The sequence below is a fragment of the Massilia sp. METH4 genome, from assembly GCF_037094685.1.
Classification (GTDB): Bacteria; Pseudomonadota; Gammaproteobacteria; order Burkholderiales; family Burkholderiaceae_D; genus Rugamonas.
Window position 1 is genome coordinate 792,920 of record NZ_CP146614.1, and the last position, 21,512, is coordinate 814,431.

At 65.9% G+C, this 21,512-nt stretch carries 20 protein-coding genes; 10 read left to right on the top strand and 10 right to left on the bottom strand.

Annotated elements, in window-relative coordinates; genetic code table 11:
- Positions 1 to 2 precede the first annotated feature (2 nt).
- From V6Z91_RS03485 to V6Z91_RS03515, 7 genes are all read right to left on the bottom strand, one after another.
- Positions 3 to 2,450 carry an EAL domain-containing protein gene (locus V6Z91_RS03485; RefSeq protein ID WP_338766715.1) on the bottom strand — a complete coding sequence of 816 codons (2,448 nt, stop codon included), beginning with the start codon at positions 2,448 to 2,450 and terminating at the stop codon, positions 3 to 5.
- Positions 2,451 to 2,596: 146 nt separating this feature from the next.
- Entirely contained in the window at positions 2,597 to 2,788 is a 192-nt protein-coding gene (locus V6Z91_RS03490; protein WP_338766718.1) for a hypothetical protein, read from the bottom strand.
- Between the two features lie 50 nt (positions 2,789 to 2,838).
- On the bottom strand, positions 2,839 to 3,738 hold the full coding sequence (gene xerD / locus V6Z91_RS03495; protein ID WP_338766720.1) for a site-specific tyrosine recombinase XerD: 900 nt from the start codon (positions 3,736 to 3,738) through the stop codon (positions 2,839 to 2,841).
- Positions 3,714 to 4,238, bottom strand: a complete 525-nt coding sequence (locus tag V6Z91_RS03500) for a methylated-DNA--[protein]-cysteine S-methyltransferase (protein WP_338766722.1) — start codon at positions 4,236 to 4,238, stop codon at positions 3,714 to 3,716. Before V6Z91_RS03500 ends, xerD begins: the two co-directional genes overlap by 25 nt.
- A 517-nt stretch (positions 4,239 to 4,755) precedes the next feature.
- A complete protein-coding gene (locus tag V6Z91_RS03505) occupies positions 4,756 to 6,042 on the bottom strand; it encodes a TRAP transporter large permease subunit (RefSeq protein WP_338766725.1) in 1,287 nt (428 codons plus the stop codon).
- Positions 6,039 to 6,596 carry a TRAP transporter small permease gene (locus V6Z91_RS03510; protein WP_338766728.1) on the bottom strand — a complete coding sequence of 186 codons (558 nt, stop codon included), beginning with the start codon at positions 6,594 to 6,596 and terminating at the stop codon, positions 6,039 to 6,041. The genes V6Z91_RS03505 and V6Z91_RS03510 overlap by 4 nt, the downstream gene beginning before the upstream one ends.
- Before the next feature lie 77 nt (positions 6,597 to 6,673).
- A complete protein-coding gene (locus tag V6Z91_RS03515; RefSeq protein ID WP_338766731.1) occupies positions 6,674 to 7,666 on the bottom strand; it encodes a TRAP transporter substrate-binding protein in 993 nt (330 codons plus the stop codon).
- Between the two features lie 123 nt (positions 7,667 to 7,789).
- On the opposite strand from V6Z91_RS03515, the gene V6Z91_RS03520 reads away from it, so the two are divergent.
- The 5 genes from V6Z91_RS03520 to V6Z91_RS03540 all read left to right on the top strand — a co-directional run bounded on the left by V6Z91_RS03520 (position 7,790) and on the right by V6Z91_RS03540 (position 12,703).
- Positions 7,790 to 9,793 (top strand): PAS domain S-box protein, encoded by a 2,004-nt coding sequence (locus V6Z91_RS03520; protein WP_338766733.1) that lies wholly within the window; start codon positions 7,790 to 7,792, stop codon positions 9,791 to 9,793.
- Positions 9,794 to 9,812: 19 nt separating this feature from the next.
- Positions 9,813 to 10,400, top strand: coding sequence for a response regulator (locus V6Z91_RS03525; protein ID WP_338766734.1), 588 nt, complete (start codon positions 9,813 to 9,815; stop codon positions 10,398 to 10,400).
- Between the two features lie 31 nt (positions 10,401 to 10,431).
- On the top strand, positions 10,432 to 11,160 hold the full coding sequence (locus tag V6Z91_RS03530; protein ID WP_338766736.1) for an AAA family ATPase: 729 nt from the start codon (positions 10,432 to 10,434) through the stop codon (positions 11,158 to 11,160).
- 206 nt (positions 11,161 to 11,366) lie between these two features.
- Positions 11,367 to 11,831, top strand: coding sequence for a MarR family transcriptional regulator (locus V6Z91_RS03535; RefSeq protein ID WP_338766738.1), 465 nt, complete (start codon positions 11,367 to 11,369; stop codon positions 11,829 to 11,831).
- Complete coding sequence (locus V6Z91_RS03540) at positions 11,828 to 12,703, top strand: CPBP family intramembrane glutamic endopeptidase (RefSeq protein ID WP_338766740.1); 876 nt, start codon at positions 11,828 to 11,830, stop codon at positions 12,701 to 12,703. Before V6Z91_RS03535 ends, V6Z91_RS03540 begins: the two co-directional genes overlap by 4 nt.
- Here the strand turns inward: V6Z91_RS03540 and queG are convergent.
- Positions 12,672 to 13,763: a tRNA epoxyqueuosine(34) reductase QueG gene (queG, locus tag V6Z91_RS03545; protein ID WP_338766742.1), complete on the bottom strand. Its 1,092-nt coding sequence runs from the start codon at positions 13,761 to 13,763 to the stop codon at positions 12,672 to 12,674. The two genes, V6Z91_RS03540 and queG, sit on opposite strands and share 32 nt — an antisense overlap.
- Before the next feature lie 48 nt (positions 13,764 to 13,811).
- Here queG and tsaE point away from each other — a divergent pair, with 48 nt between their 5' ends.
- The 3 genes from tsaE to V6Z91_RS03560 are packed head-to-tail and all read left to right on the top strand — an operon-like array spanning position 13,812 to position 16,469.
- Positions 13,812 to 14,288, top strand: a complete 477-nt coding sequence (tsaE, locus tag V6Z91_RS03550; protein WP_338766744.1) for a tRNA (adenosine(37)-N6)-threonylcarbamoyltransferase complex ATPase subunit type 1 TsaE — start codon at positions 13,812 to 13,814, stop codon at positions 14,286 to 14,288.
- The gene (locus tag V6Z91_RS03555) at positions 14,288 to 15,664 is read left to right on the top strand and encodes an N-acetylmuramoyl-L-alanine amidase (protein ID WP_338766745.1); all 1,377 of its coding nucleotides are present in this window, start codon (positions 14,288 to 14,290) and stop codon (positions 15,662 to 15,664) included. Before tsaE ends, V6Z91_RS03555 begins: the two co-directional genes overlap by 1 nt.
- 10 nt (positions 15,665 to 15,674) lie before the next feature.
- Positions 15,675 to 16,469, top strand: coding sequence for a D-hexose-6-phosphate mutarotase (locus V6Z91_RS03560; protein ID WP_338766747.1), 795 nt, complete (start codon positions 15,675 to 15,677; stop codon positions 16,467 to 16,469).
- Between the two features lie 166 nt (positions 16,470 to 16,635).
- Here V6Z91_RS03560 and V6Z91_RS03565 read toward each other — a convergent pair whose 3' ends face one another.
- A complete protein-coding gene (locus V6Z91_RS03565) occupies positions 16,636 to 17,661 on the bottom strand; it encodes a carbonic anhydrase family protein (RefSeq protein ID WP_338766749.1) in 1,026 nt (341 codons plus the stop codon).
- An 82-nt stretch (positions 17,662 to 17,743) separates the two neighbouring features.
- Positions 17,744 to 18,388, bottom strand: a complete 645-nt coding sequence (locus V6Z91_RS03570; RefSeq protein ID WP_338766751.1) for a VTT domain-containing protein — start codon at positions 18,386 to 18,388, stop codon at positions 17,744 to 17,746.
- A 140-nt stretch (positions 18,389 to 18,528) separates the two neighbouring features.
- On the opposite strand from V6Z91_RS03570, the gene V6Z91_RS03575 reads away from it, so the two are divergent.
- Together V6Z91_RS03575 and mutL are read left to right on the top strand one after the other, a co-directional pair.
- Entirely contained in the window at positions 18,529 to 19,440 is a 912-nt protein-coding gene (locus V6Z91_RS03575; protein ID WP_338766753.1) for a peptidylprolyl isomerase, read from the top strand.
- A gap of 132 nt (positions 19,441 to 19,572) precedes the next feature.
- Complete coding sequence (mutL, locus tag V6Z91_RS03580) at positions 19,573 to 21,507, top strand: DNA mismatch repair endonuclease MutL (RefSeq protein ID WP_338766755.1); 1,935 nt, start codon at positions 19,573 to 19,575, stop codon at positions 21,505 to 21,507.
- The last annotated feature ends 5 nt before the right edge of the window (positions 21,508 to 21,512 follow it).

Consider the following 21,512-nt stretch of genomic DNA (forward strand, 5'->3'; position numbering starts at 1 on the left):
CCTCAGTGCAGCAGGCGGTCGAGGCCGCCGTCGCGTACCGCCGCCTCGGCCTGCCGGCCCTGGTACATGTCGCAGCCTTCGCCGCGCAGGAAGGCCAGCTGCCCGGCCGTTTCCACCCCTTCGGCGATCACCGTCATGCGCATGCTGCGCGCCACGGCGATGATCGTGCGGATCGCCGTTTCATCGCTGCCGCCGAGCAGGAATGCCTGGGCGATCTTGAGCTTGTCGATCGGGTAATCCTTCAACTGCCCCAGGCGCGACCAGCCGGTACCGAAGTCGTCCAGCGACAACCGCACGCCCAGCGCCCGCAGGCCATCGAGGGTGGCGGCGGTGGCACCACCGCCCTTCATGATGATTGCCTCGGTCAATTCGAGTTCCAGCCAGCGCGGTTCCAGGTCCGATTCCGCCAGCGCGGCGCGCACGTTGTCGACCAGGTCGCGCTGCACGAACTGGGCGAGCGACAGGTTGACCGCCACCGCCATGGGGTGGCCGGCGTCGCGCCAGCGCCGCGCCTGGCGGCACGCTTCGCGCAGCACCCAGTCGCCGATCGGAACCATCAGGCCGGCCTCCTCCGCCACGCCGATGAAGCGTTCCGGCAACAGCAGGCCCAGCTCCGGGTGCCGCCAGCGGATCAGCGCCTCGGCCGCCACCAGCGCGCCGGTGGCGATGTCCAGCTCCGGTTCGAACGCCAGTTCGAACTGCCCTTCGGCCAGCGCGCGGCGCAGGCCCTGCTCGAACGATGCGCGCTCCACGATGCGCTCGTTCATCTCGGCGCTGAAGAACTGGAAGTTGTTGCGGCCGCCCTGCTTGGCGTGGTACATGGCGATATCGGCATTCTTGACCAGCGTGTCGATGTCGTCGCCATCGCTGGGGAAAATCGACACGCCGATCGAGGTGGACACGTGCAACTCATGGTCGGCGATCACGTACGGCTGGCCGACGGCCTGGCGGATGGTGGCCGCCACATGGGCCGCGTGGTCGATGCCGCCGATATCGGCCAGGATGATGACGAATTCGTCGCCGCCCTGGCGGCTGACGGTATCGACCTTGCGCACACAGCGCAGCAGCCGCGCGGCCACTTCCTTGAGCAACTGATCGCCCACCTGGTGGCCCAGCGTGTCGTTGACCTGCTTGAAGCGGTCCAGGTCCAGGAACAGGATCGCCAGCATGCTGCCCTTGCGGCGCGCGGCCGAGAGCGCCAGCGACAGCCGGTCCAGCAACAGCACGCGGTTCGGCAGGTCGGTCAGGAAATCGTGCTCGGCCAGGTGGCGCGTGTGCTCCTCCGAGCGCTTGCGTTCCGTGATGTCGGACAGGATCGCCATGTAGTTGCTGATGGCGTCGTTGCTGTCGCGGATCGCCGTCAATGCCAGCCAGGCGGGGAACAGTTCGCCGCTCTTGCGGCGCGACCAGATCTCGCCCTGCCAGTGGTCGGTGGCCTCGATCTGGTCCCACACCTCGCGGAAGAAGCTTTCGTCCTCGATGCCGGAGCGGTACACCGACAATGGCTTGCCCAGCATGTCGTCGCTGCCGTAGCCGGTGATTTCCGAATAGGCGCGGTTGATCGAAATGACGTGGCGGGAGCTGTCCGCCAGCAGGATTGCATCGCGGCTGTTCTCGAACACCTGGGCCGCCAGGTACAGCGTGCGCTCGGCGTTCTTGCGCGCCGAGATGTCGCGCACCACCACGTAGAACAGGTGCTCATGGTTCAGCGTGACGGACGTCATCAGCACTTCGGCCCAGAACAGGTTGCCGCTGCAGTCGAGGTAGCGCCAGTCGTAGCGGCAGTTGCCCAGCTGGTGCGCCTGCTCTTCGAGCCGCCGCCCGGCCGGCACGGACAGCACGCCGCCAGGCTGTTGCAGCGGTGAAAAATCGGCAAGGCGGCGGCCCACGAAGCGGCCGGCATCGGCACATTTGAACAGGTGCAATGCCGCGGGATTCGCATCCTCGATCAGGCCATGGCGCACCAGCAGGATCGCATCGGCCGACTTCTGGAACAACTGGCGGAAATTGACGCCGGCGGCGGCCAGCGCTTCCTCGGCATGCCGGCGCGATGTCACGTCCACGTCCATGCAGAACACCTGCGCCAGCTCGCCTTCGTGCCAGACGGGCACGAGCGTCGAATACAGCCACAGCTCGCGGCCATCGGCCGTGCGCACGTGCCAGTCCCCCGCGGGCACATGCTTGCCGCTGCGCCAGGCTTCCTCCACCAAGGCGTCATGCTCGGCCTGCCGGTCGCCACGCGAAAACAGGTGATGCAGCGGCTGCCCGATTGCCGCTTCCGGCGCGACACCGGCTAGCCCGGCACATGCGTTATTGCAGAAGCGCACCTTCCCGGCGCGGTCGATGCCGCACACGGCAACGAGGGCCGTGTGCTCGAGGGCGGCCACGAGGCGCGCGACGAGCGCGAGCGCGGCAGATGCGGAAGGAATGGGAAGATCTTGCGAGGCCATCGTGCCATTCTTGCCCTCCTGCTCAGCTGGCGCTTGCGTTGCATCAAGAATGACTGCTTGATGGATATTTATGTTGCCCGGATACAAAATACAAGACAGTCAGCCGGAGCGGGCGGCTGACTGTTGCCAGTGAACGGGCCGGCCGTTCACTCTTGCCGCAGTGCCGTCGTATCCGTCTCGGCGGTATCTTCCGTAACCTCATAGCCGACGGTATCGGCTTCCTGCTCGCCGGCCGGCCTGTGCTTCGCCTCCAGCTTGCGTTTGGCCTTTTCCTCGGCCTTGCGCTTCTTTTCCAACTCGCGTTGCCGCTTTTCATACGAGAAATTCGTTTTTGCCATGACTGCCTCCGTTGCCAACATTATGCGACAGAACGAGCATCGCAGATTTCTCATCCCCGCGGATGATGTAACGCATGCAGTTGCTTCAGCCGCTCGCGCGCCACGTGGGTATAGATCTGGGTGGTGGAAATGTCGGCATGACCAAGCAGCAACTGCACCACGCGCAGGTCGGCGCCGTGGTTCAGCAGATGGGTGGCGAAGGCGTGGCGCAGGGTGTGCGGCGACAGCGGCACCGTGATGCCCGCCCTGTGCGCGCATTTCTTCACCACCACCCAGAACATCTGCCGCGTCATCGGCCCGCCGCGCGCGGTGACGAACAGCGCATCGTCCTGCTGGCCGTTCAGGATCACGCCGCGCGCCTCGCGCAGGTAGCGCTCGATCCATTCGCGCGCGGCATCGCCGAACGGTACCAGGCGCGTCTTCGCACCCTTGCCGGTGACGCGCACCACGCCCTCGTTCAAGCCCAGCTCGGTGACTTTCATGGCCACCAGTTCCGATACGCGCAGGCCGCTGGCATACATCAGTTCGAGCATCGTGCGGTCGCGGATGCCGAGCGGCTCGCGCACGCTAGGGGCGGCGAGCAGCGCTTCCACGTGGCTCTCGGACAGTGTATGCACGAACCGCGCCGGCTGCTTCGCCGACGCGAGCTTCAGGCACGGGTCCTCGCTGATGCGCTGCCGCCGCAATGCCTGCTGGTAGAAGCGTTTCAGGACCGACAGGCGCCGGTTCGACGAACTGGCCTTGGTGTCGCCATGCCGGGCGGCGAAATAGCCGGCGATATCGCCCGCATGTACCGCCAGCAGGCCCGTGCCGGGCCGGGCCTGGGCGAGCCAGGCCGCGAACAGTTTCATGTCGCGCCGGTAGGCATCGAGCGTGTTCTTCGACAGGCCGTCTTCCAGCCACAGCGTGTCGCAGAACTCGTCGATCAGAGCAGCGTCGTTTGCTGCCATGCGTATTCGCGGTGGCCTTCGTGGGCCAGCAGCCAGCGCTTGACGTCCAGCGTGAAGCCATTGCGGTCGTCGCTGCCGGCAAAACCGCCCAGGCCCTGCGCGCCCGTCACCCGATGGCAGGGAATCACCAGCGGAAAATAATTGGCGCCGCACGCCTGGCCGACCGGGCGCGGCATCGAGCCCACGAACCTGGCGATCTCGCCGTAGGTGCGCACCTCGCCGCGCGGAATGGCGCGGATCGCATCCCACACCTTGCGCTGGAATGCGCTGCCCACCTGCGCCAGCGGCAGGTCGAACGGGAAATCGGGATCGAGGCAGTAGCGTTGCACCTGCATGGCGGCCTGCTCGGCGACCGCGTCGGCCGGTGCCTTCTCCCCCTGGCTGGCGGGCAGGTAAACCAGCTCGCTGACGACGGCACCGCCGGTGCGGATACCGAGCGCGCCGAAGGGCGTGGGAACGATCGCTGCGAACAACTCGGCAGCTTGTTGTATTTGCGTCACAATTAACTCCAGACTACTGTCGCAAACATGCTACACGAACGGCTGACCCAGAGCTAGATCAAAGGTACGCCACGCGCTTGCACGGCATCGCCAACGCGCCCGATCGCAGCCGGTTGCGGTGCCGCTGCGTGGCGGAACACGCGGACGAAAAAAAACGCACCTGCTGGTGCGTTTTAAGTATTGCTTTGGCACGGTTCCGGTTGTTTGGTCCCGCCGCGGCTGGCTTTTGGCCGCCTTCAGCAGTGATGCCAACAACATACTGTGAACCGCGTGTCTCCTCGATTATCGCCGTCTCCGGCATAACGTTTTTATTACCACTCCCCACTAACTCGCGTATTCCTTGCTACGTTGGTGCATATCGTTATGTGCTGCACCAAACAGGAGCGATCATAACTGATCCAAACGCGGTTTTCTCCTGTTTTTTTGTAGCAAGAAAATATTTGCCTTGTGCATAAATAAAGTGTGGCAATGTTTACGAAAGTTTGGTAAACGCGTCATCGATTTGTCACACAGCGTGTCACACAGCGCCGTACACCAGCCTCGGCAGCCACAGCGAAATCTCCGGCACGTAGGTCACCACGCCGAGGAAGGCCAGCATCGTCAGCAGCCACGGCATCACCGCCACGGTCAGTTCGGAGATGCCCATCTTCGTGATGCCGGAGGCGACATACAGGTTCAGGCCCACCGGCGGGTGGCACATGCCCACTTCCATGTTCACCACGATGAGGATGCCGAAGTGGATCGGATTGATGCCGAGCGCGACCGCCACGGGGAACAGGATCGGCGCCATGATCAGCACGATCGACGACGGTTCCATGAAGTTGCCCGCCGCCAGCAAGATCAGGTTAACCACCAGCAGGAAGGCGATCGGTCCCAGGCCCTGCGCCGTCAGCCAGGCGGCCATTTCCTGTGGGATGTTCTCGCTGGTCATCAGGAAGGAGAACAGCACGGCATTGGTGATGATGTACAGCAGCATGGCCGACATGGACGCGGAATCGAGCAGCACCTTGCCCACCTGGCTCAGCTTCAGGTCCTTGTAGACGAACACGGCGATGATGAACGCATACACGGCCGCCATTGCCGCCGCCTCGGTCGGCGTGAACATGCCGGTGTAGATGCCACCCATCACGATCAGGATCAGCAGCAGGCCCCACGCGCTCTTGCGGAATGCCGCGAATCGCTCGCCCCAGGTGGCTTTGCGCATGCGCGGATAGCCGCGCTTCTTCGCCAGCACCCACGTCGTCAGCCCCAGCAGGAAGGCCAGCATGATGCCGGGCACCACGCCGGCCATGAACAGCGCACCCACCGAGGTATTGGTCGTCACCGAATACATCACCATTACGATCGATGGCGGGATGAGGATGCCCAGCGCGCCCGAGGTGGTGATCACGCCGGCGCCGAAACGCTTCGGGAAGCCCTGCTTGACCATGGCCGGCAGGATGATCGAGCCGATCGCCACCACGGTGGCCGGGCTGGAGCCGGAGACGGCCGCGAACAGCGCGCAGGCCAGCACGCCGGCCAGGGCGAGCCCGCCGTGCCAGTGGCCCACCATCGACGTGGCGAAATTGATCATGCGCCGCGCCACGCCGCCATGCGTGAGGAAATTGCCCGCCAGGATGAAGAACGGAATGGCCATGATCTCGAACTTCTCGATGCCGGTGAACAGCTTGAGGGCCACCGATTCGATCGGCACTTCCGTCATCGTGAACAGGAACGTGAGCACCGTGAGGCCCAGCGAAATCGAGATGGGCATGCCGGTCAGCATCAGCACCAGCAGCAGGGTGAAAATGATCAGCGCGTTCATGCCTTCGCTCCCAGTTCGTCGTCAAGCCCCTCGACGTGGGCATGGTCATGTTTCGGCAGTTCGCCGGTGCGGATGAAGTTGACCATCACCTGGAGGAAGCGGAAGCACATCAGCCAGGACCCGGCCGGCACGGCCAGGTAGACGAGCCACATCGGCACTTCCAGGTCGGCCGACGTCTGCTCGGTATGCCCGATTTCCCACACGAACGTCGCGCCCAGCGCGCCCACGATGCCGGTAAACAGCGCGCCGGCCAGCAGGCCGAACACGATGAACTTGTTGCGCCACGGCGTATCGAGGCGGTTGATCACCACGTCCACGCCCACGTGGATGCCGGTGCGCACGCCATAGGCGGCGCCGAACTTGGCCATCCACACGAACATGTAGATGCACAGCTCCTGCGCCCAGCTGGTATTGATTTGAATGAGTTCGTCCTGCAGCCAGGGGATCGGCAGGCCGGACAGGTAGCGGTGCACGACCGCCACGAAGATGATGAAGGTGGCCGCGCCCATCAAGAACGCAATGAGCCACTCTTCCAGGTGATCCAGGAATTTCATGGGGTAGCTTTCGGATTCCGGCCAGGGCGGCCGGCACATCGGAACAACGGGGCGGCAGGACGCCGCCCCGCGGGCGATTACTTCGCGCCTTCCTTGGCGATCGCGTTGACGAGGTCGGCGCCGATGCGGCTTTGCATCTGCTTGTGCACCGGCATCAGCGCGTTCTTCCACGCGGCCTGCTGCTGCGCATTAAGGGTGATGAACTGGGTGCGGCCGGACTTCTTCATGGCTTCCAGCGCCATGTCGTTGTCGCGCTGGGCGATGGCCTTTTCATACGTGGTGGCTTCGCGCATCGCGCCTTCCAGGGCGGTGCGGATATCGGCCGGCAAGCCATCCCAGAACTTCTTGTTGACGATGACCGCGTAGCCCAGGTAGCCGTGGTTCGAGACCGTGGCGTACTTCTGCACCTCGTGCATCTTCTGCGTGTACATGTTCGACGGCGGGTTCTCGGTGCCGTCCACCACGCCCGTCTGCAGCGCCTGGTACACCTCGGAGAACGCCAGCACCTGCGGGTTGGCGCCCAGCGCGCGCATCTGCGCGTCGAGCACCTTCGACGACTGGATGCGCATCTTCAGGCCGCGGAAATCGGCCGGGGTGTACAGCGGCTTGTTGGCCGACATGATCTTGAAGCCGTTATCCCAGTACGCCAGGCCCGTGATGCCCTTGGATTCGAGCTTCTTCAGCAAGCCCTTGCCGATCGGCCCTTCGGTCACGTTGTACAGCGCCTGCTTGGTGGGGAACGCATACGGCAGGTCGAAAACCTCGAATTCCTTTACACCAAGCGGGCCGAACTTGGCCAGCGAGGGAGCCAGCATCTGCACGGCACCCAATTGCAGCGCCTCGAGTTCTTCCTTGTCCTTGTACAGCTGGCTGTTCGGGTACACCTCGACCTTCACGCGGCCATTGGTGGCGCGCTCGGCCAACTGCTTGAAGCGTGCCGCGGCCTGGCCTTTCGGCGTATCCGTGGCCACGACGTGGCTGAACTTGATGACGATCGGTGCCTGGGCCCAGGCGTTGGAGGTGATGCAGGCGGTCGCGGCGAGCGCGACCAGGATGGTCTTCAGCTTCATGTGTGTCCCCAATTAGAAGTTGCATTTATTATTCTTGCTGTTCCATTCTGTAGAACGACATCGCAAGGGGCAACTGTGGAAAACCACAATAGTCCGCCGGGCCGGATTGGTTACTCTCCGACAATGACATCCCTTCGTTCCATGGCGGCGCGCCTGCCGTTCCCGAATTCCGCGCGCTGGCTGTTGCCAGTGGTGCTGGTGCTGCTGTTCCTGGCGATCCTGATCTGGCTGCCATGGCAGGCGCGCCAGATGGAAAGCAACGAGCGGCAGGAGCAACTGATCGCCGACACGCTGTGGGTCGAGCAGACCATCCGCTTCCAGCTAGGCCGCCACGAGGAAGACCTGAAAAGCGTGGCCAACGAAATCCTGGCCGGCGCCACGGTCGAACGCCTGCACGAGCGCATGGCCAACGAGCTGAGGACGGGCCTGGAGCTGAAGCGGGTCATGTGGGTAACGCCCGAGGGCGAGGTGGCCGCCTCGAGCGAGGAGGCGCCCCTGCCGGTGGCCACGCTGTCAGCCGCTTCGCGGGAAGCGGCCGAGCGCGCGCGGCTCAGCCGTGATGGCGTGTACAGCGAACCGTCGCCCGAGACGCGCAATCCGGCGGGCACGCCCGGTGCCATGATGATGGACTATCACTATCCGCTGTACCGGGGCGCCACCTACCTGGGCACGCTGGTGGGAACGTACCAGCTGTCGGCGATCCTGGAAGAGATGGTGCCGTGGTGGTTCGCCCAGGACAACCAGGTGACGCTGCTGGACCGCGACGACCGTATCCTGGCGCGCCGCGCCGCCGCCGGGCCTGGCCACGGCGTGTACACGCACAAGCGCGCACTGGACCTCCCCGGTGCCACCATCACGCTGATGACGGACAGCGTGAAGACTGCGCCGAAACTGCTGCCGAACCTGCTGGTGGGCTCGGTGATCGTGCTGGCGCTGGCCCTGCTGTGGAGCCTGCTGGCGCTGTGGGGGCATATCTCGCGCCGGCTGGAAGCCGAAGAGGCGCTGCGCCAGCAGATGGCGTTTCGCACGGCGATGGAAAATTCGCTCGTCACCGGCTTGCGCGCGCGCGACCTGGAAGGCCGCATCACCTATGTGAACCCGGCCTTCTGCCACATGGTGGGCTACAGCGAAGACGAACTGGTGGGCCGCTCGCCGCCGATGCCCTACTGGGCACCCGAGGTGATGGCCGAGTACCAGCACCGGCTGCAGAACGTGCTGCAAGGTACCGTGACGCCGCAGTTCGAAACGATCTTCCAGCGCCCGGACGGCACCCGCATTCCGGTGCTCATCTTCGAGGCGCCGCTGGTCGACAACGAAGGCCGCCACACGGGCTGGATGGGTTCCATCCTCGATATCAGCGACCGCAAGCGCATCGAGGAACTGAACCGCGAGCACCAGGAAAAGCTGCAGGCATCGAGCCGCCTTGCCACGATGGGCGAGATCGCCTCGATGCTGGCCCATGAGCTGAACCAGCCGCTGGCCGCGATCTCCAGCTACACGACGGGCGCGCTGAACCTGCTGGCCCGGCCCGACGTCGATCCCGCCAAGCTGAAACCGGCGCTGGAACAGGCCGGCACGCAGGCGCGCCGCGCCGGGCAGATCATCAAGAGCGTGCATGAATTCGTGCGCAAGCGCGAGACCGAGCGGCACGACGTGGAACTGGCAACGATGATCGACAGCATCCGAGCCCTCATCGAGCTGCAGGCGCGGCCCCACCAGGTGTCGTTCCAGACCGCCATTCCGGGCAACCTGCCGCTGGTGCGGGCCGACCGCATCATGATCGAGCAGGTGTTGCTCAACCTCACGCGCAATGCCATCGAGGCCATGGCCGGAGTGTCGCCGGGGCGGCGTGTGCTGCGCGTGGCGGCGCACCACGATGCGGCCGCCGGCCAGGTCGTCGTCAGCGTGATCGACAATGGCCACGGCATCCCGCAGGACGTGGCCGAGCGCCTGTTCTCGCCGTTCTTCTCGACCAAGGCGCAAGGCATGGGCATGGGCCTGAACATCTGCCGCACGGCGATCGAATTCCACGGCGGCACGCTGACACACCGGGACAACCCGCAAGGCGGTACCATATTCACCTTCACGCTGCCGGCTTCCAGCCACGCCGCAGCCTCAAGCCAGTAGTGTTTTACGGAGAAATCTTATGCTGCATATCGTCGACGATGAAGAAGTGGTGCGCGACTCGCTGTCGTGGCTGGCCTCCTCGCGCGCCATTCCCGCCGCCACCTACGATCGCGGCGCCAAGTTCCTGGCCTACGTGGAAGCAGGCCAGTTCGACCCGGCCGGCGACTGCGTGCTGCTGGACGTACGCATGCCGGACATGAACGGCGTGGCCGTGTTCGACCAGCTGCACGCGCGCGGGTTGGCGCAGCGGCTGCCGGTGATCTTCCTGACCGGCCACGGCGACGTGCCGATGGCCGTCGACACCTTGAAACGCGGCGCCTTCGACTTCTTCGAGAAGCCGTTCAACGACAACCAGTTGATGGACCGGGTGCAGGAAGGGCTGGCCCGCTCGCAACAGGCCAGCGCCCACGCGGCCGTGCACGCGCGCCTGGCCACGCTGTCGACCCGCGAGCGCGAAGTACTGGACCTGATCCTGGCCGGCAAGATGAACAAGGTGGTGGCGGACGAGCTGGGCATCAGCATGCGCACGGTCGAGGTACACCGCGCCCATATCTTCGACAAGATGCAGGTCAAGACGGCCGTGGAACTGGCCGGCCTGCTCAAGTAACGTGGCGCTGTCGCGCAACTTCGCGATCAGCATGACCCTGCGGCGCGAGGCCGTGCCCGGCTTCGACCGCTACCCCTTTTCGCTGCCGGCGGTGAAGCACCTCGACGTGCTGACCTTCCACCCGGCCGTGACCTTCATCGTGGGCGAGAACGGCAGCGGCAAGTCGACCCTGCTGGAAGCGATCGCCGTCGCGCTGGGCTACAACGCCGAGGGCGGCAGCCGCAATTTTCGGTTCGACACCCGCGCCTCGCATTCGCCATTGCATGAATACGTGCGCATCAGCCGCGGCTACCGCAAGCCGCGCGATGGCTGGTTCCTGCGCGCCGAGAGCTTCTTCAACGTGGCCACGGAGATCGAACGGCTCGACGAGGATCCCGCCGGCGGTCCGCCCGTGATCGACTCCTATGGCGGCCATTCGCTGCACGAACAGTCGCACGGGGAATCGTTCATGACCCTGCTGACCCGGCGCTTCGGCGGCCAGGGCCTGTATGTGCTGGACGAGCCGGAAGCGGCCCTCTCCCCCCAGCGCCAGCTCGCGGCCCTGCAGCAGATCCACCGCCTCGTGAAGGCCGGCTCGCAATTCATCATCGCCACCCACTCCCCGATCCTGATGGCCTACCCGGACGCGCGCATCTACGCCTGCCTGCCGGACGGCCTGCGGCGCACGGACTACGAAGACACCGAACATTACCAGGTCACCCTCGACTTCCTGCGCGACCCGCGCGGCGCGCTGGACAGCCTGCTCGGCGACGAAACTTGACGTATGTTTTCCACAACGGGGACAGTCCCCGTTCATTTACGTGGTTTTCCCACAACGGGGACAGTCCCCGCTTTTTTTAGTGGCTTTCCCACAACGGGGACCGTCCCCGGTTGCACGAAATATTTCGCCCATGGCGCACGGCGCGTATTGATATACATAAGCACTTATGTAATTATCGGTCCATGAAACAAGGACTCGGAACCCAATTGCGACACCTGATCGAATTGCTCGACGGCGCCGTGGCCGCTTCCTACGTGGAAGCCGGCATCGACTACCGCCCGCGCTACACGCCGGTGATGCGCGCGCTGGCCGAAGGCACGCCGCGCACGGTGGGGCAGATCGCGGAAGCGGCCGGCATCACGCAGCCGGCGGCCACGCAAACCGTGGCGCTGATGCTGAAGGAAGACCTGGTCGCCACGATGCCGGCGCCGGGCGATGCGCGGCAAAAGCTGGTACGCCTGTCGGAACGGGGCCGGGACCTGCTGCCGCACTTGCAACGCTGCTGGGCTGCCACCAGCGCCGCGGCGGCCAGTCTCGATGCCGACCTGCCGTATCCGCTGTCCGCCACGCTCGCGCACGCGATCGAAGCACTGCAATGCCAGCCGTTCGGCGCGCGCATCCGCGCCGCGCGGGAACGCCTGACACTACAAGACCACAAGGAGGAAACATGAACACGGCATCGCTTTCCGCACCATCCCGCCCGTCGCTGGGTGCCCGCCTGCTGGCCAACGGTTTCGTCCGCACCCTGCTGGGCATCCTGTCGGTACTGCTGCCGATGTTCTTGGTGCTTGGCCTGTCCGAGCTCGTGCCGAAGCCGTACCGCACCGGGTGGCCGCTGCTGCTGGCCGCCTGTGCCATCGTGGCCGGCTACCGGCTGTACGTACGCAAGATCGAGAAGCGCGAAGTGTCCGAACTGACGCTGGCCGGCGCCGGGCGTGAACTCGGTGCCGGCCTGGGGCTGGGCGCCTTGCTGATGGTCGGCTGCAGCGTGCCGCTGCTGGCCGGCGGCATCTACACCTATACGGGGACCGAGCATTGGAGCGCGCTGTTCAAGCCGTTCCCCGAGCAGGTGTTCGTGGCCTTCATGGAAGAAATCCTGTTCCGCGCCGTGCTGTACCGGCTGCTGGAAAAAGCGTGGGGCACGACCGCCGCGCTGGTGGTGTCGACCCTGCTCTTCGTCGCCGCCCACCTGCCGAGTGAACACATCAGCGTGCTGGGCATGCTGGCCACGGCCGCGGCATCGGCCGCGCTGTCGGCCGGCTACCTCGCCACGCGCCGGCTGTGGGTGCCGGTCGGCATGCACTTCGCATGGAATTATCTGTTCGATGCCGTGTTCTCGATCCCCGTCTCGGGCCATGCGGCGCACGGCTGGATCCAGGTCACCGCCAGCGGGCCCGAATGGCTGAGCGGCGGCGCCTACGGTATCGAAGGGTCGATCGTGACCGTGCTTGCCTGGGGCGCCGCCGCCGTCGTGCTGCTGCGGGCGGCACGACGCAAGGGCCAATGGCAGCTCAAGCCTGGTGCCGCGCGAGTGCCCAGCTGACGTGCTCGCGCACCAGCTCCGAGGGATGATCGCACCGCGCCTGTAACGCGGCGACGATGGCGGGATCGCCCCGCCCCCCCAGCGCGGCGGCATTGCCCAGGCCTACGGCCAGGTTGCGCAGCCAGCGCTCGTGGCCGATGCGCCGGATCGGGCTGCCCTCCATCTTACGATTGAATTCCTCTTCGCTCCAGCCGAACAGCTCCACCATGCCGGCGCGACCCAGGCCGTGGCGCTCGTCGAAATCGGGCAGCGTGGCGCGCCGGGCAAACTTGTTCCACGGGCAGGCGGTCTGGCAATCGTCGCAGCCGTAGACGCGGTTGCCCAGCAGCGGCCGCAGTTCTTCCGGGATGCCGCCTTTCAGCTCGATCGTCAGGTAGGAAATGCAACGCCGCGCATCGAGGCGGCCAGGGCCGAGGATGGCGCCCGTCGGACACGCCGTGATGCAGGCGCTGCACTGGCCGCAGTGCGCCCCCGTGGGCGGGTCGACCGGCAGCGGCAGATCGACGAGGATCTCGCCCATGAAGAACATCGAGCCGGCATCGCGGTTGATCAGCAGCGTGTGCTTGCCGCGCCAGCCCAGCCCGGACTTTTCCGCCAGCGGCAGTTCCATCACGGGCGCGGAATCGGTGAAGACGCGGTAGCCGAACTCGCCGATTTCGTTCCTGACGCGGTCGGCCAGCTGTTGCAGCCGGGCGCGCAGCACCTTGTGGTAATCGCGCCCGCGGGCATAGACGGAGACGACGGCGGCGGTCGGGTCTTCCAGCCGGGCGCGCTCGCGCGCGCGCCAGTCCGTATCCTGGCTCGCCGGCAGGTAATCCATGCGCGCCGTGATCGCGCGCACGGTGCCCGGCACCAGCTCGGCCGGGCGCGCGCGCTTCATGCCGTGCGCGGCCATGTAATCCATTTCGCCATGCATGCCCGCGTCGAGCCACGCCTGCAGGCCCGGCTCGGCCGCCGCCAGGTCGATGTCGGCGATGCGCACCTCGGCGAAGCCGAGCTCGTTCCCCCACCGCTTGATCGCGGCGGCAAGTGACGACAACACTTCGGGTGACAGGGACATCGGACGGTACAATGCGGGGGCAATCCACCATTTTATGCGATCCCACCCATGAAAGCCCACCTGCGCGATGAAAGCCACACGGCCGCCCTTGGCGTTTCGCTGGCGCGCGCCCTGCTGCCCGGCCTCTCGATCCACCTGCACGGCGACCTCGGCGCCGGCAAGACGGCGCTCACGCGCGCCCTGCTGCACGCGGCCGGGCATGCCGGCACCGTGAAGAGCCCGACCTACACCTTGTCCGAACCGTATCATGTGACGCTCGACAGCGGGCCGATCGATATCATCCACTACGACCTGTACCGCATGGGCAGCCCCGAGGAATTCCTCGACGCGGGTTTTCGCGAAGACTTCGACGGCCACAATATCTGCATCGTCGAGTGGCCGGAAAAAGCCGAAGGCGTGCTGCCGCCGCCGGACCTGCGCATCACCCTTGCCGTCGCCGGCGAAGGACGTGATGTAGAATTGCACGCGTTCTCTGCATTAGGTATGTCATGCCTGCAACGCCTCCACTTCCCGCAGATCCTCTGATGCCGCACCAGCCCGGCGATCGACGCGGTCCAACCCGCCGTACCTTCCTGAAAGCCGGCGGCACCCTGTTGCTGTCGGTACTGACGCCGCTGCCCGCGCGCGCCGCCCAGATCCTCGCCGTGCGCGTCTGGCCGGCGGACGACTACACCCGCGTCACGCTGGAAAACGATTCCGACCTGAAGACTTCGCACTTCATCATCAAGAATCCCGAGCGCCTGGTGGTCGACATCGAAGGCCTGGACCTGAATCCCGAGCTCAAGTCGCTGGTGGCGAAGATCCAGTCGAACGATCCCTACATCCAGCAGGTGCGCGTGGGCCAGAACCGCCCGGGCGTGGTGCGGCTGGTGTTCGACCTGAAGGAGGAAATCCGCCCGCAGGTGTTCACGCTCGCGCCCGTGGGCGAATACAAGCACCGCCTGATCTTCGACCTGTACCCGGTGCAGGAAGTGGACCCGATCGCGGCCATGATCGAAAAGGGCGAATGGTCGAGCGACGGCGTGCCCGTCGGCCAGCCGAACGTGGCCGAGCAGCACCCCGCCCCCGGCCTGCCGCTGCCGGACAACAAGATCCCCGCGCCCGGCGTGCCTTCCGAAGCCGTGCCGCGGCCCGATATCGCGAAGACGGAACCAGCGAAGCCGCCGGCGGCGAAGCCGAACGAAAAGCTGGTGCGCATGCTCACCGTGGCGCTGGACCCCGGCCATGGCGGCGAGGACCCCGGCGCGATCGGCGCGCGCGGCAGCCGCGAGAAGGATATCGTGCTGGCCATCGCCAAGCGCCTGAAGGCCAAGCTGGAACAGCACCCGAACATGCGCGTGATGCTCACGCGCGACGGCGACTTCTTCGTGCCACTGAACAAGCGCGTGGAAAAGGCGCGCAAGGTCGATGCCGACCTGTTCGTGTCGATCCACGCGGACGCGTTCGTGAAGCCCACGGCGCGCGGCTCGTCGGTGTTCGTGCTGTCCGAGAAGGGCGCCAGCTCGTCGGCGGCGCGCTGGCTGGCGAACAAGGAAAACCAGGCCGACCTGATCGGCGGCGCCAACACTGGCGGCCACGATCCGCAGCTGGCCAGCGTGCTGTTCGACCTGTCGACGACGGCGCAGATCAACGACAGCCTGAAAGTGGGCAAGGCCGTGCTGCAGCAGATCGGCGGCGTCAACAAGCTGCACAAGAACGCCGTCGAGCAGGCCGGCTTCGCCGTGCTGAAGGCGCCGGACATTCCCTCGATCCTCATCGAGACCGCGTTCATCTCGAACCCGGAAGAGGAAGAGCGCCTGAACGACAACAATTACCAGGATCAGATCGCCGACGCCATCGTGCGCGGCATCCGCTCGTATTTCGCCAAGAACCCGCCGCTCGCCAAGAGCCGGCTGACCTGAGGACCACCGCATGCAATCGACGACGTTCGGCCAGCTCCCGGCCGTGACCATCACCGCGCCGGACGGCGCCCGCGCCACCATCGCGCTGTACGGCGCGCACCTGGTGTCATGGCAAACGCCCGATGGCCGCGAACGCCTGTTCATGAGCGAAGCGTCGCCGCGCGACGGCAGCGCCGCGATCCGCGGCGGCGTGCCCGTGATCTTCCCGCAGTTTTCCACGCGCGGCACCGGCCAGCGCCATGGCGTGGCCCGGCTGTCGCACTGGAAGCTGGGCGAGCACGGCATTGACGGCGCCTCCGCCTGGGCCGAGTTCCTGCTCACGCACGAGGACGTGCCGGCCGCGCTGGCACAGGGCTGGCCCCACCCGTTCGCGCTGGCGCTGCGCTTCACCCTGCGGCCCGACGCGCTGGAAATGCGCTACCACGTGCGCAATACGGGCACCGATCCGTTCGACTTCGCCTGCGCCCTGCACACGTATTTCCAGGTCGACGAATTCACGCGCACGGTGTTGACCGGCCTGCCGGGCGAATCGCCGCTGCACTTCGGCCCGCCGCTGGACAATATCTACCCCGCCCCGGCCGAAGTCACGCTGCAACCGGGCACCGGCGCGCTGCGCCTCGCGCAGCAGGGCTTTACCGAATTCGTCGTCTGGAACCCCGGCGCGGAAGGCGCCGCCAAGCTGGCCGACATGCGGGACGACGAATGGCAGCGCTTCGTCTGCATCGAACCTGCCCGCGTCGACAAGCAGCCGCTGGACGCCGGCGGCGAGTGGACCGGCGTGCATACGATCACCGTCCAAGCCTGAAAGTTGCTCGAAAAATGGGGACAGACCCCATTTTTTAGGAAACATTGCCCAGAAAATGGGGTACGTCCCCATTTTTCGGGAAATCTTAGCGCAAAAAAACGGGCGCATCGCTGCGCCCTGAAAATTCCCCCACTAAGAGAACTGGTCGTCCGGTGCCGTGCACCGGTTACTGCGATTCCTTGATCATCCGCCCCGCGGCGGCCTGCACGGGCCGCGCGTTCAACGGATACAGCCGCGAGAACAGCGCCATCTGCTCGCCGGATGCCTGTACCGGCTCCTTCATCACCAGCCACAGCACGCCTTCCGTGCACGGCGGTTCCGTGAGCGAACCCATGTACGTGTAATAGTCGCGCCGTTCCGGCAGCAGGTCGTTCGGATTGAACACGATCGACGGCGTGAACGTTTCCTTCTTTTCCAGCGGCAAATTGTTCCACACCGTCTGGATGGCCGGCTGCGGGCGCCCGCGCTGCAGCATCAGCGCCAGCACGGCGGTGCGGCCCTCGATATCCTTGTGTACCAGGTGGATACCCATTTCATAGGTCTTGCCGTTGACGCGCTCCTCGGCCGGGCGGTGGAAATGCAATTGCTGCAGCTCGTAGGTGCGGCCGGCCACGGACAGGAAATTGCCGGCGCCCAGCGCGACCTGCACGGTATGGCCGTTGTCGGTGACGGAAAAGCCGGATGGCCGGTAATCGAAGGAGATCTGCTCCAGGTCCACCTTGATGCCGTCGCGGATATCGATCGGCGACTGGCGGTCGCCGCCATTGCACTTGTTCCAGGCGGCGTTGATCTTGCTCCAGTTGGCCGGGCCGAATTCACCCTCGTAGGTCCAGAACGTACCGTTGGCGGGGGCCGACGGCGGCGCGGCGGTATAGGCCGCCTTGGTGGCGCGGGCCTGCGCTTCCTTGCGCGCCTTGGCGGCGGCGACCGCGCGGGCCGCCTGGCGGGCCTTCATCTGCGCGAGGCGCTCGGCAATCCGGGCGGACAGCTCGGCTTCGGCCTGCTCTTCCTCCTCCTGGGCGGAAAGCTTGCGGCCCGGCTTGGCGTGCTTGGTCTTCGGGTCGCCGATGCCCATCGCATCTTCGCGCGCGGGCGACGACGGCGCCACACCGGCGATCCTGGACGGGGTTTCGTTGGCGAGCGCCGGGCCGAAGGCCAGGCAGCACGCGATGAGGGCAAGCAGCTTGCGCATGTCAATCCGGGGCAGAAAACAGACTTGCCCCGGTTAACGGATGCCGTACGGAAAAACTTGAGAAGTTTTTGCCTGAGAGAAATCAGCGGTTAAGAATACGGCGGCTCATCTTCCACACGCCGCCCAGCGCCACGGGCACGATGGCGACGGCTACGCCGATCAGCACGATGGTCGTCAGGTTGTCGCGCACCATGGGAATATTGCCGAAGAAGTAACCGGCCACGCACAGCGACACTACCCACAGCACGGCGCCCGTGATGTTATAGAGCTGGAAGCGGGCGAATGTCATGTCCGACACCCCGGCAACGAAGGGCGCGAACGTGCGCACCACAGGCACGAAGCGGGCCAGGATGATCGTCTTGCCGCCATGGCGCTCGAAGAAGTTATGGGTGCGCTGCAGCGCGTCGCGGTTGAGCCAGCGGTAATCGTGCGTGAAGACCCGGGTGCCGATCGCTTCGCCGATCCAGTAATTGGTGGTATTGCCGATCACGGCCGCACTGACGAGCAGGAAGATCAGCAAGCCCAGATGCATGTGGCCGGTGGCGCAGAACGCGCCTGCAATGAAGAGCAGGGTGTCGCCGGGGAAGAAGAACAGGACCACGAGTCCCGTTTCACAAAAGATGATGGCAAACAGGATCGCATAAACCAGGGTGCCGTACTGCGCGATCAGCGTGTCCAGCGCCTTGTCGACGTGAACCAGCATCTCCATCAATTGAACGAATTCCATATCAGTCCTATAAGGTTGCGGCGGAATCATACACCAGCGAGGGGGCCCGGATACCCCGGCCGCGGCAACATATTTTCATTACGTGAATTTAAAAGATTACAATCTTCTGGTTCGGTTGAGCAAGCAAACCTGGAGATCGCATGACCCGCTGGCCCCTGTATTGCCTTCCCCTGCTGGCCGCCCTGCCCTCGGCGGCGAAGGAACTGCCACCCAAGCCGACGGTGGCGGACGTAATCAAGGCGTCGCCCGCCAGCCACTGGCGCGCGCTCGACCCGGCCAGCACGCTGTACCTGGAGCTCCCGGCCGGGCGCGTCGTCATCGAGCTGGCTCCGGTATACGCGCCGAACCATGCCGACAATATCCGCGCGATGGTGCGCGAGGGGTATTTCGACGGCCTGGCGATCCTGCGCGCGCAGGACAACTTCGTGGTGCAGTGGGGCGACCCCGATGAAGCGAACCCGCGCCCATTGAAGACGGCGAAGGCGAAGCTGGCCGGTGAATTCACGATTCCGTTGAAGAACGACAGGAGCTTTACTCGCCTGCCCGACCGCGACGGCTACGCTCCGCAGGTGGGCCATTCGAACAGCTTCCCGTCCGCGCGCGACCCGAAGACCGGCCAGGCCTGGCTGGCCCACTGCTACGGCATGGTGGGCGTGGGCCGCGACGTGGGCGCCGACAGCGGCAACGGCGGCGCGCTGTATGCCGTGATCGGCCAGGCGCCGCGCCAGCTGGACCGCAACATCACCGTCGTCGGCCGCGTCGTCGACGGCATGCCGCTCCTCGCCGTGATGCCGCGCGGCCCCGGCGCGATGGGCTTCTATGAGGACCCGGCGCAGCGCGTGACGATCAAATCCGTGAAGCTGGCGGCCGATGTGCCCGAGGAACAGCGCAGCAAACTCGAAGTGATGCGCACCGACTCGGCCAGCTTCAAGGCGGTCGCCGAAGCGTCGCGCAACCGCGGCGGCCCGTGGACGAAGGTGGCGGCCGGCCACGTCGACCTGTGCAACGTGCCGATTCCGGTGCGATCGAAGGGTGCCGGGCAGGGATCGTGACGGCCGCGGCGCCGGCGCGGCCGACTTCGCGCGCCGTTGGCATCGGCCTGGCCGCCGGCTTGCACGCGGCCATCCTCGGGCTGCTGATGATCGAAACGGCGCGTCGGGCGGCCGGGGTATAATTCGGCCACCATGAACGCCCCGATTCACGCCCCGATGCCTGCGCGCCCGATCCGGGCCCTTCCCGACCAGCTCATCTCGCAGATCGCCGCCGGCGAGGTGGTCGAACGGCCGTCCGCCGTCGTCAAGGAATTGCTGGAGAATGCGCTGGACGCCGGCGCCACCCAGGTCACGATCCGGCTCGAGGAAGGCGGCGTCAAGCGTATTTGCATCACCGACAACGGCAAGGGCATCCCGCCGGACCAGATGCCGCTGGCGCTGGCCCGCCACGCCACCTCGAAGATCGCCTCGCTGGACGACCTGGAGAACGTGAACACGCTCGGCTTTCGCGGCGAGGCGCTGGCGTCGATCGCCTCGGTTGCCGTCGTCACGCTGACCTCGCGCACGGCGGACGGCGCCCATGCCTGGGAACTGGAAGGCTCGCACCTCGGCACGGTGCAGCCGTCGTCCGGCGCGCCGGGCACCACCGTCAACGTGCAGGACCTGTACTACAACACGCCCGCGCGCCGCAAATTCCTCAAGTCCGAGCAGACCGAGTTCGGCCACTGCGCCGAGGTGGTGCGCCGCATCGCGCTGGCGCGGCCGGACGTGGCGTTCACGCTTACGCACAACGGCCGCACCGTCGACCACTGGATGGCCAGCGACATGGCCAAGCGCAGCGCACAGATCCTGGGCGAAGCGTTCGCCGAGGCGCGCCTGGCCATCGACGAAGCCTCGGGCGTGCTGCGCCTCTCCGGCTTCGCCGGCCTGCCCACCGCCTCGAAGGCACGCGCCGACTGCCAGTACTTCTACGTGAACGGCCGCTTCGTGCGCGACAAGCTGCTGGTGCACGCCGTGCGCGCGGCCTACGAGGACGTGCTGCACGGCGACCGCTTCCCCTCCTATGTGCTGGCGCTGGAGCTGGACCCGGCGCTGGTGGACGTGAACGTGCACCCGTCGAAGATCGAAGTGCGCTTCCGCGACAGCCGCGCCGTGCACCAGTTCGTGTTCCACGCGGTGCAGCGCGCGCTGGCGCAAACGTCGGCCACGGCCCACGGCAACGTGCCGGCGCCGCTCCCCGCCGCCAATACCCTGAACGGCGACGCGCCGCTGAGCGGCCATGCGTGGCGCCCGCAGCAGCAAACATCGTTCGGCGCGATGATGAACCCGGCCTACACGCCCACGTTCTCGCCGTCTCCCTGGGCTTCCCCTCCTGGATCGCGCGACAGCGGCGGCGTGGTGCAGAGCACGGAGCGCTATGGGGCACTGTTCGCGGAATCCGAGCCGCCGCGCGCGGCCGAGCAGGCCGCGCCCTACGCGATCCCGCAGCCGAGCACCTACACCGCCTCGGCCGCCGCGCTGGCGCACGAGGAATTCCCGCTGGGCTTCGCGCTGGCCCAGCTGCACGGCATCTACATCCTGGCCCAGAACAGCAAGGGCCTGGTGCTGGTGGACATGCACGCCGCGCACGAGCGCATCCTGTATGAACAGCTGAAGAACGCGCTCGATGCGCAGATCGCCGGCACCGACATGCAGGTGCAATCGCTACTGATCCCGGTCACGTTCTATGCCGACCCGGTCGAGGTGGGCACGGTGCAGGAACATGGCGACACCCTGAAGACGCTGGGCTTCGACATCGCCGTGCTGTCGCCGACCACGCTGGCCGTGCGTGCCGTGCCGAGCCTGCTGAAGAACGCCGATGCGCAAACCCTGGCGCGCGACGTGCTGCGCGACGTGCGCGAATTCGGCGGCTCGCGCGTGCTGATCGAGCGCCGCAACGAATTGCTCGGCACCCTCGCCTGCCACACGGCCGTGCGCGCCAACCGTATCCTCTCCACGCCGGAAATGAATGCGCTGCTGCGCCAGATGGAAAGCACCGAGCGTGCCGACCAGTGCAACCATGGCCGCCCCACCTGGGTGCAGGTCGAAATCTCCGCCCTCGATAAACTGTTCCTGCGCGGGCAGTAAGCCGT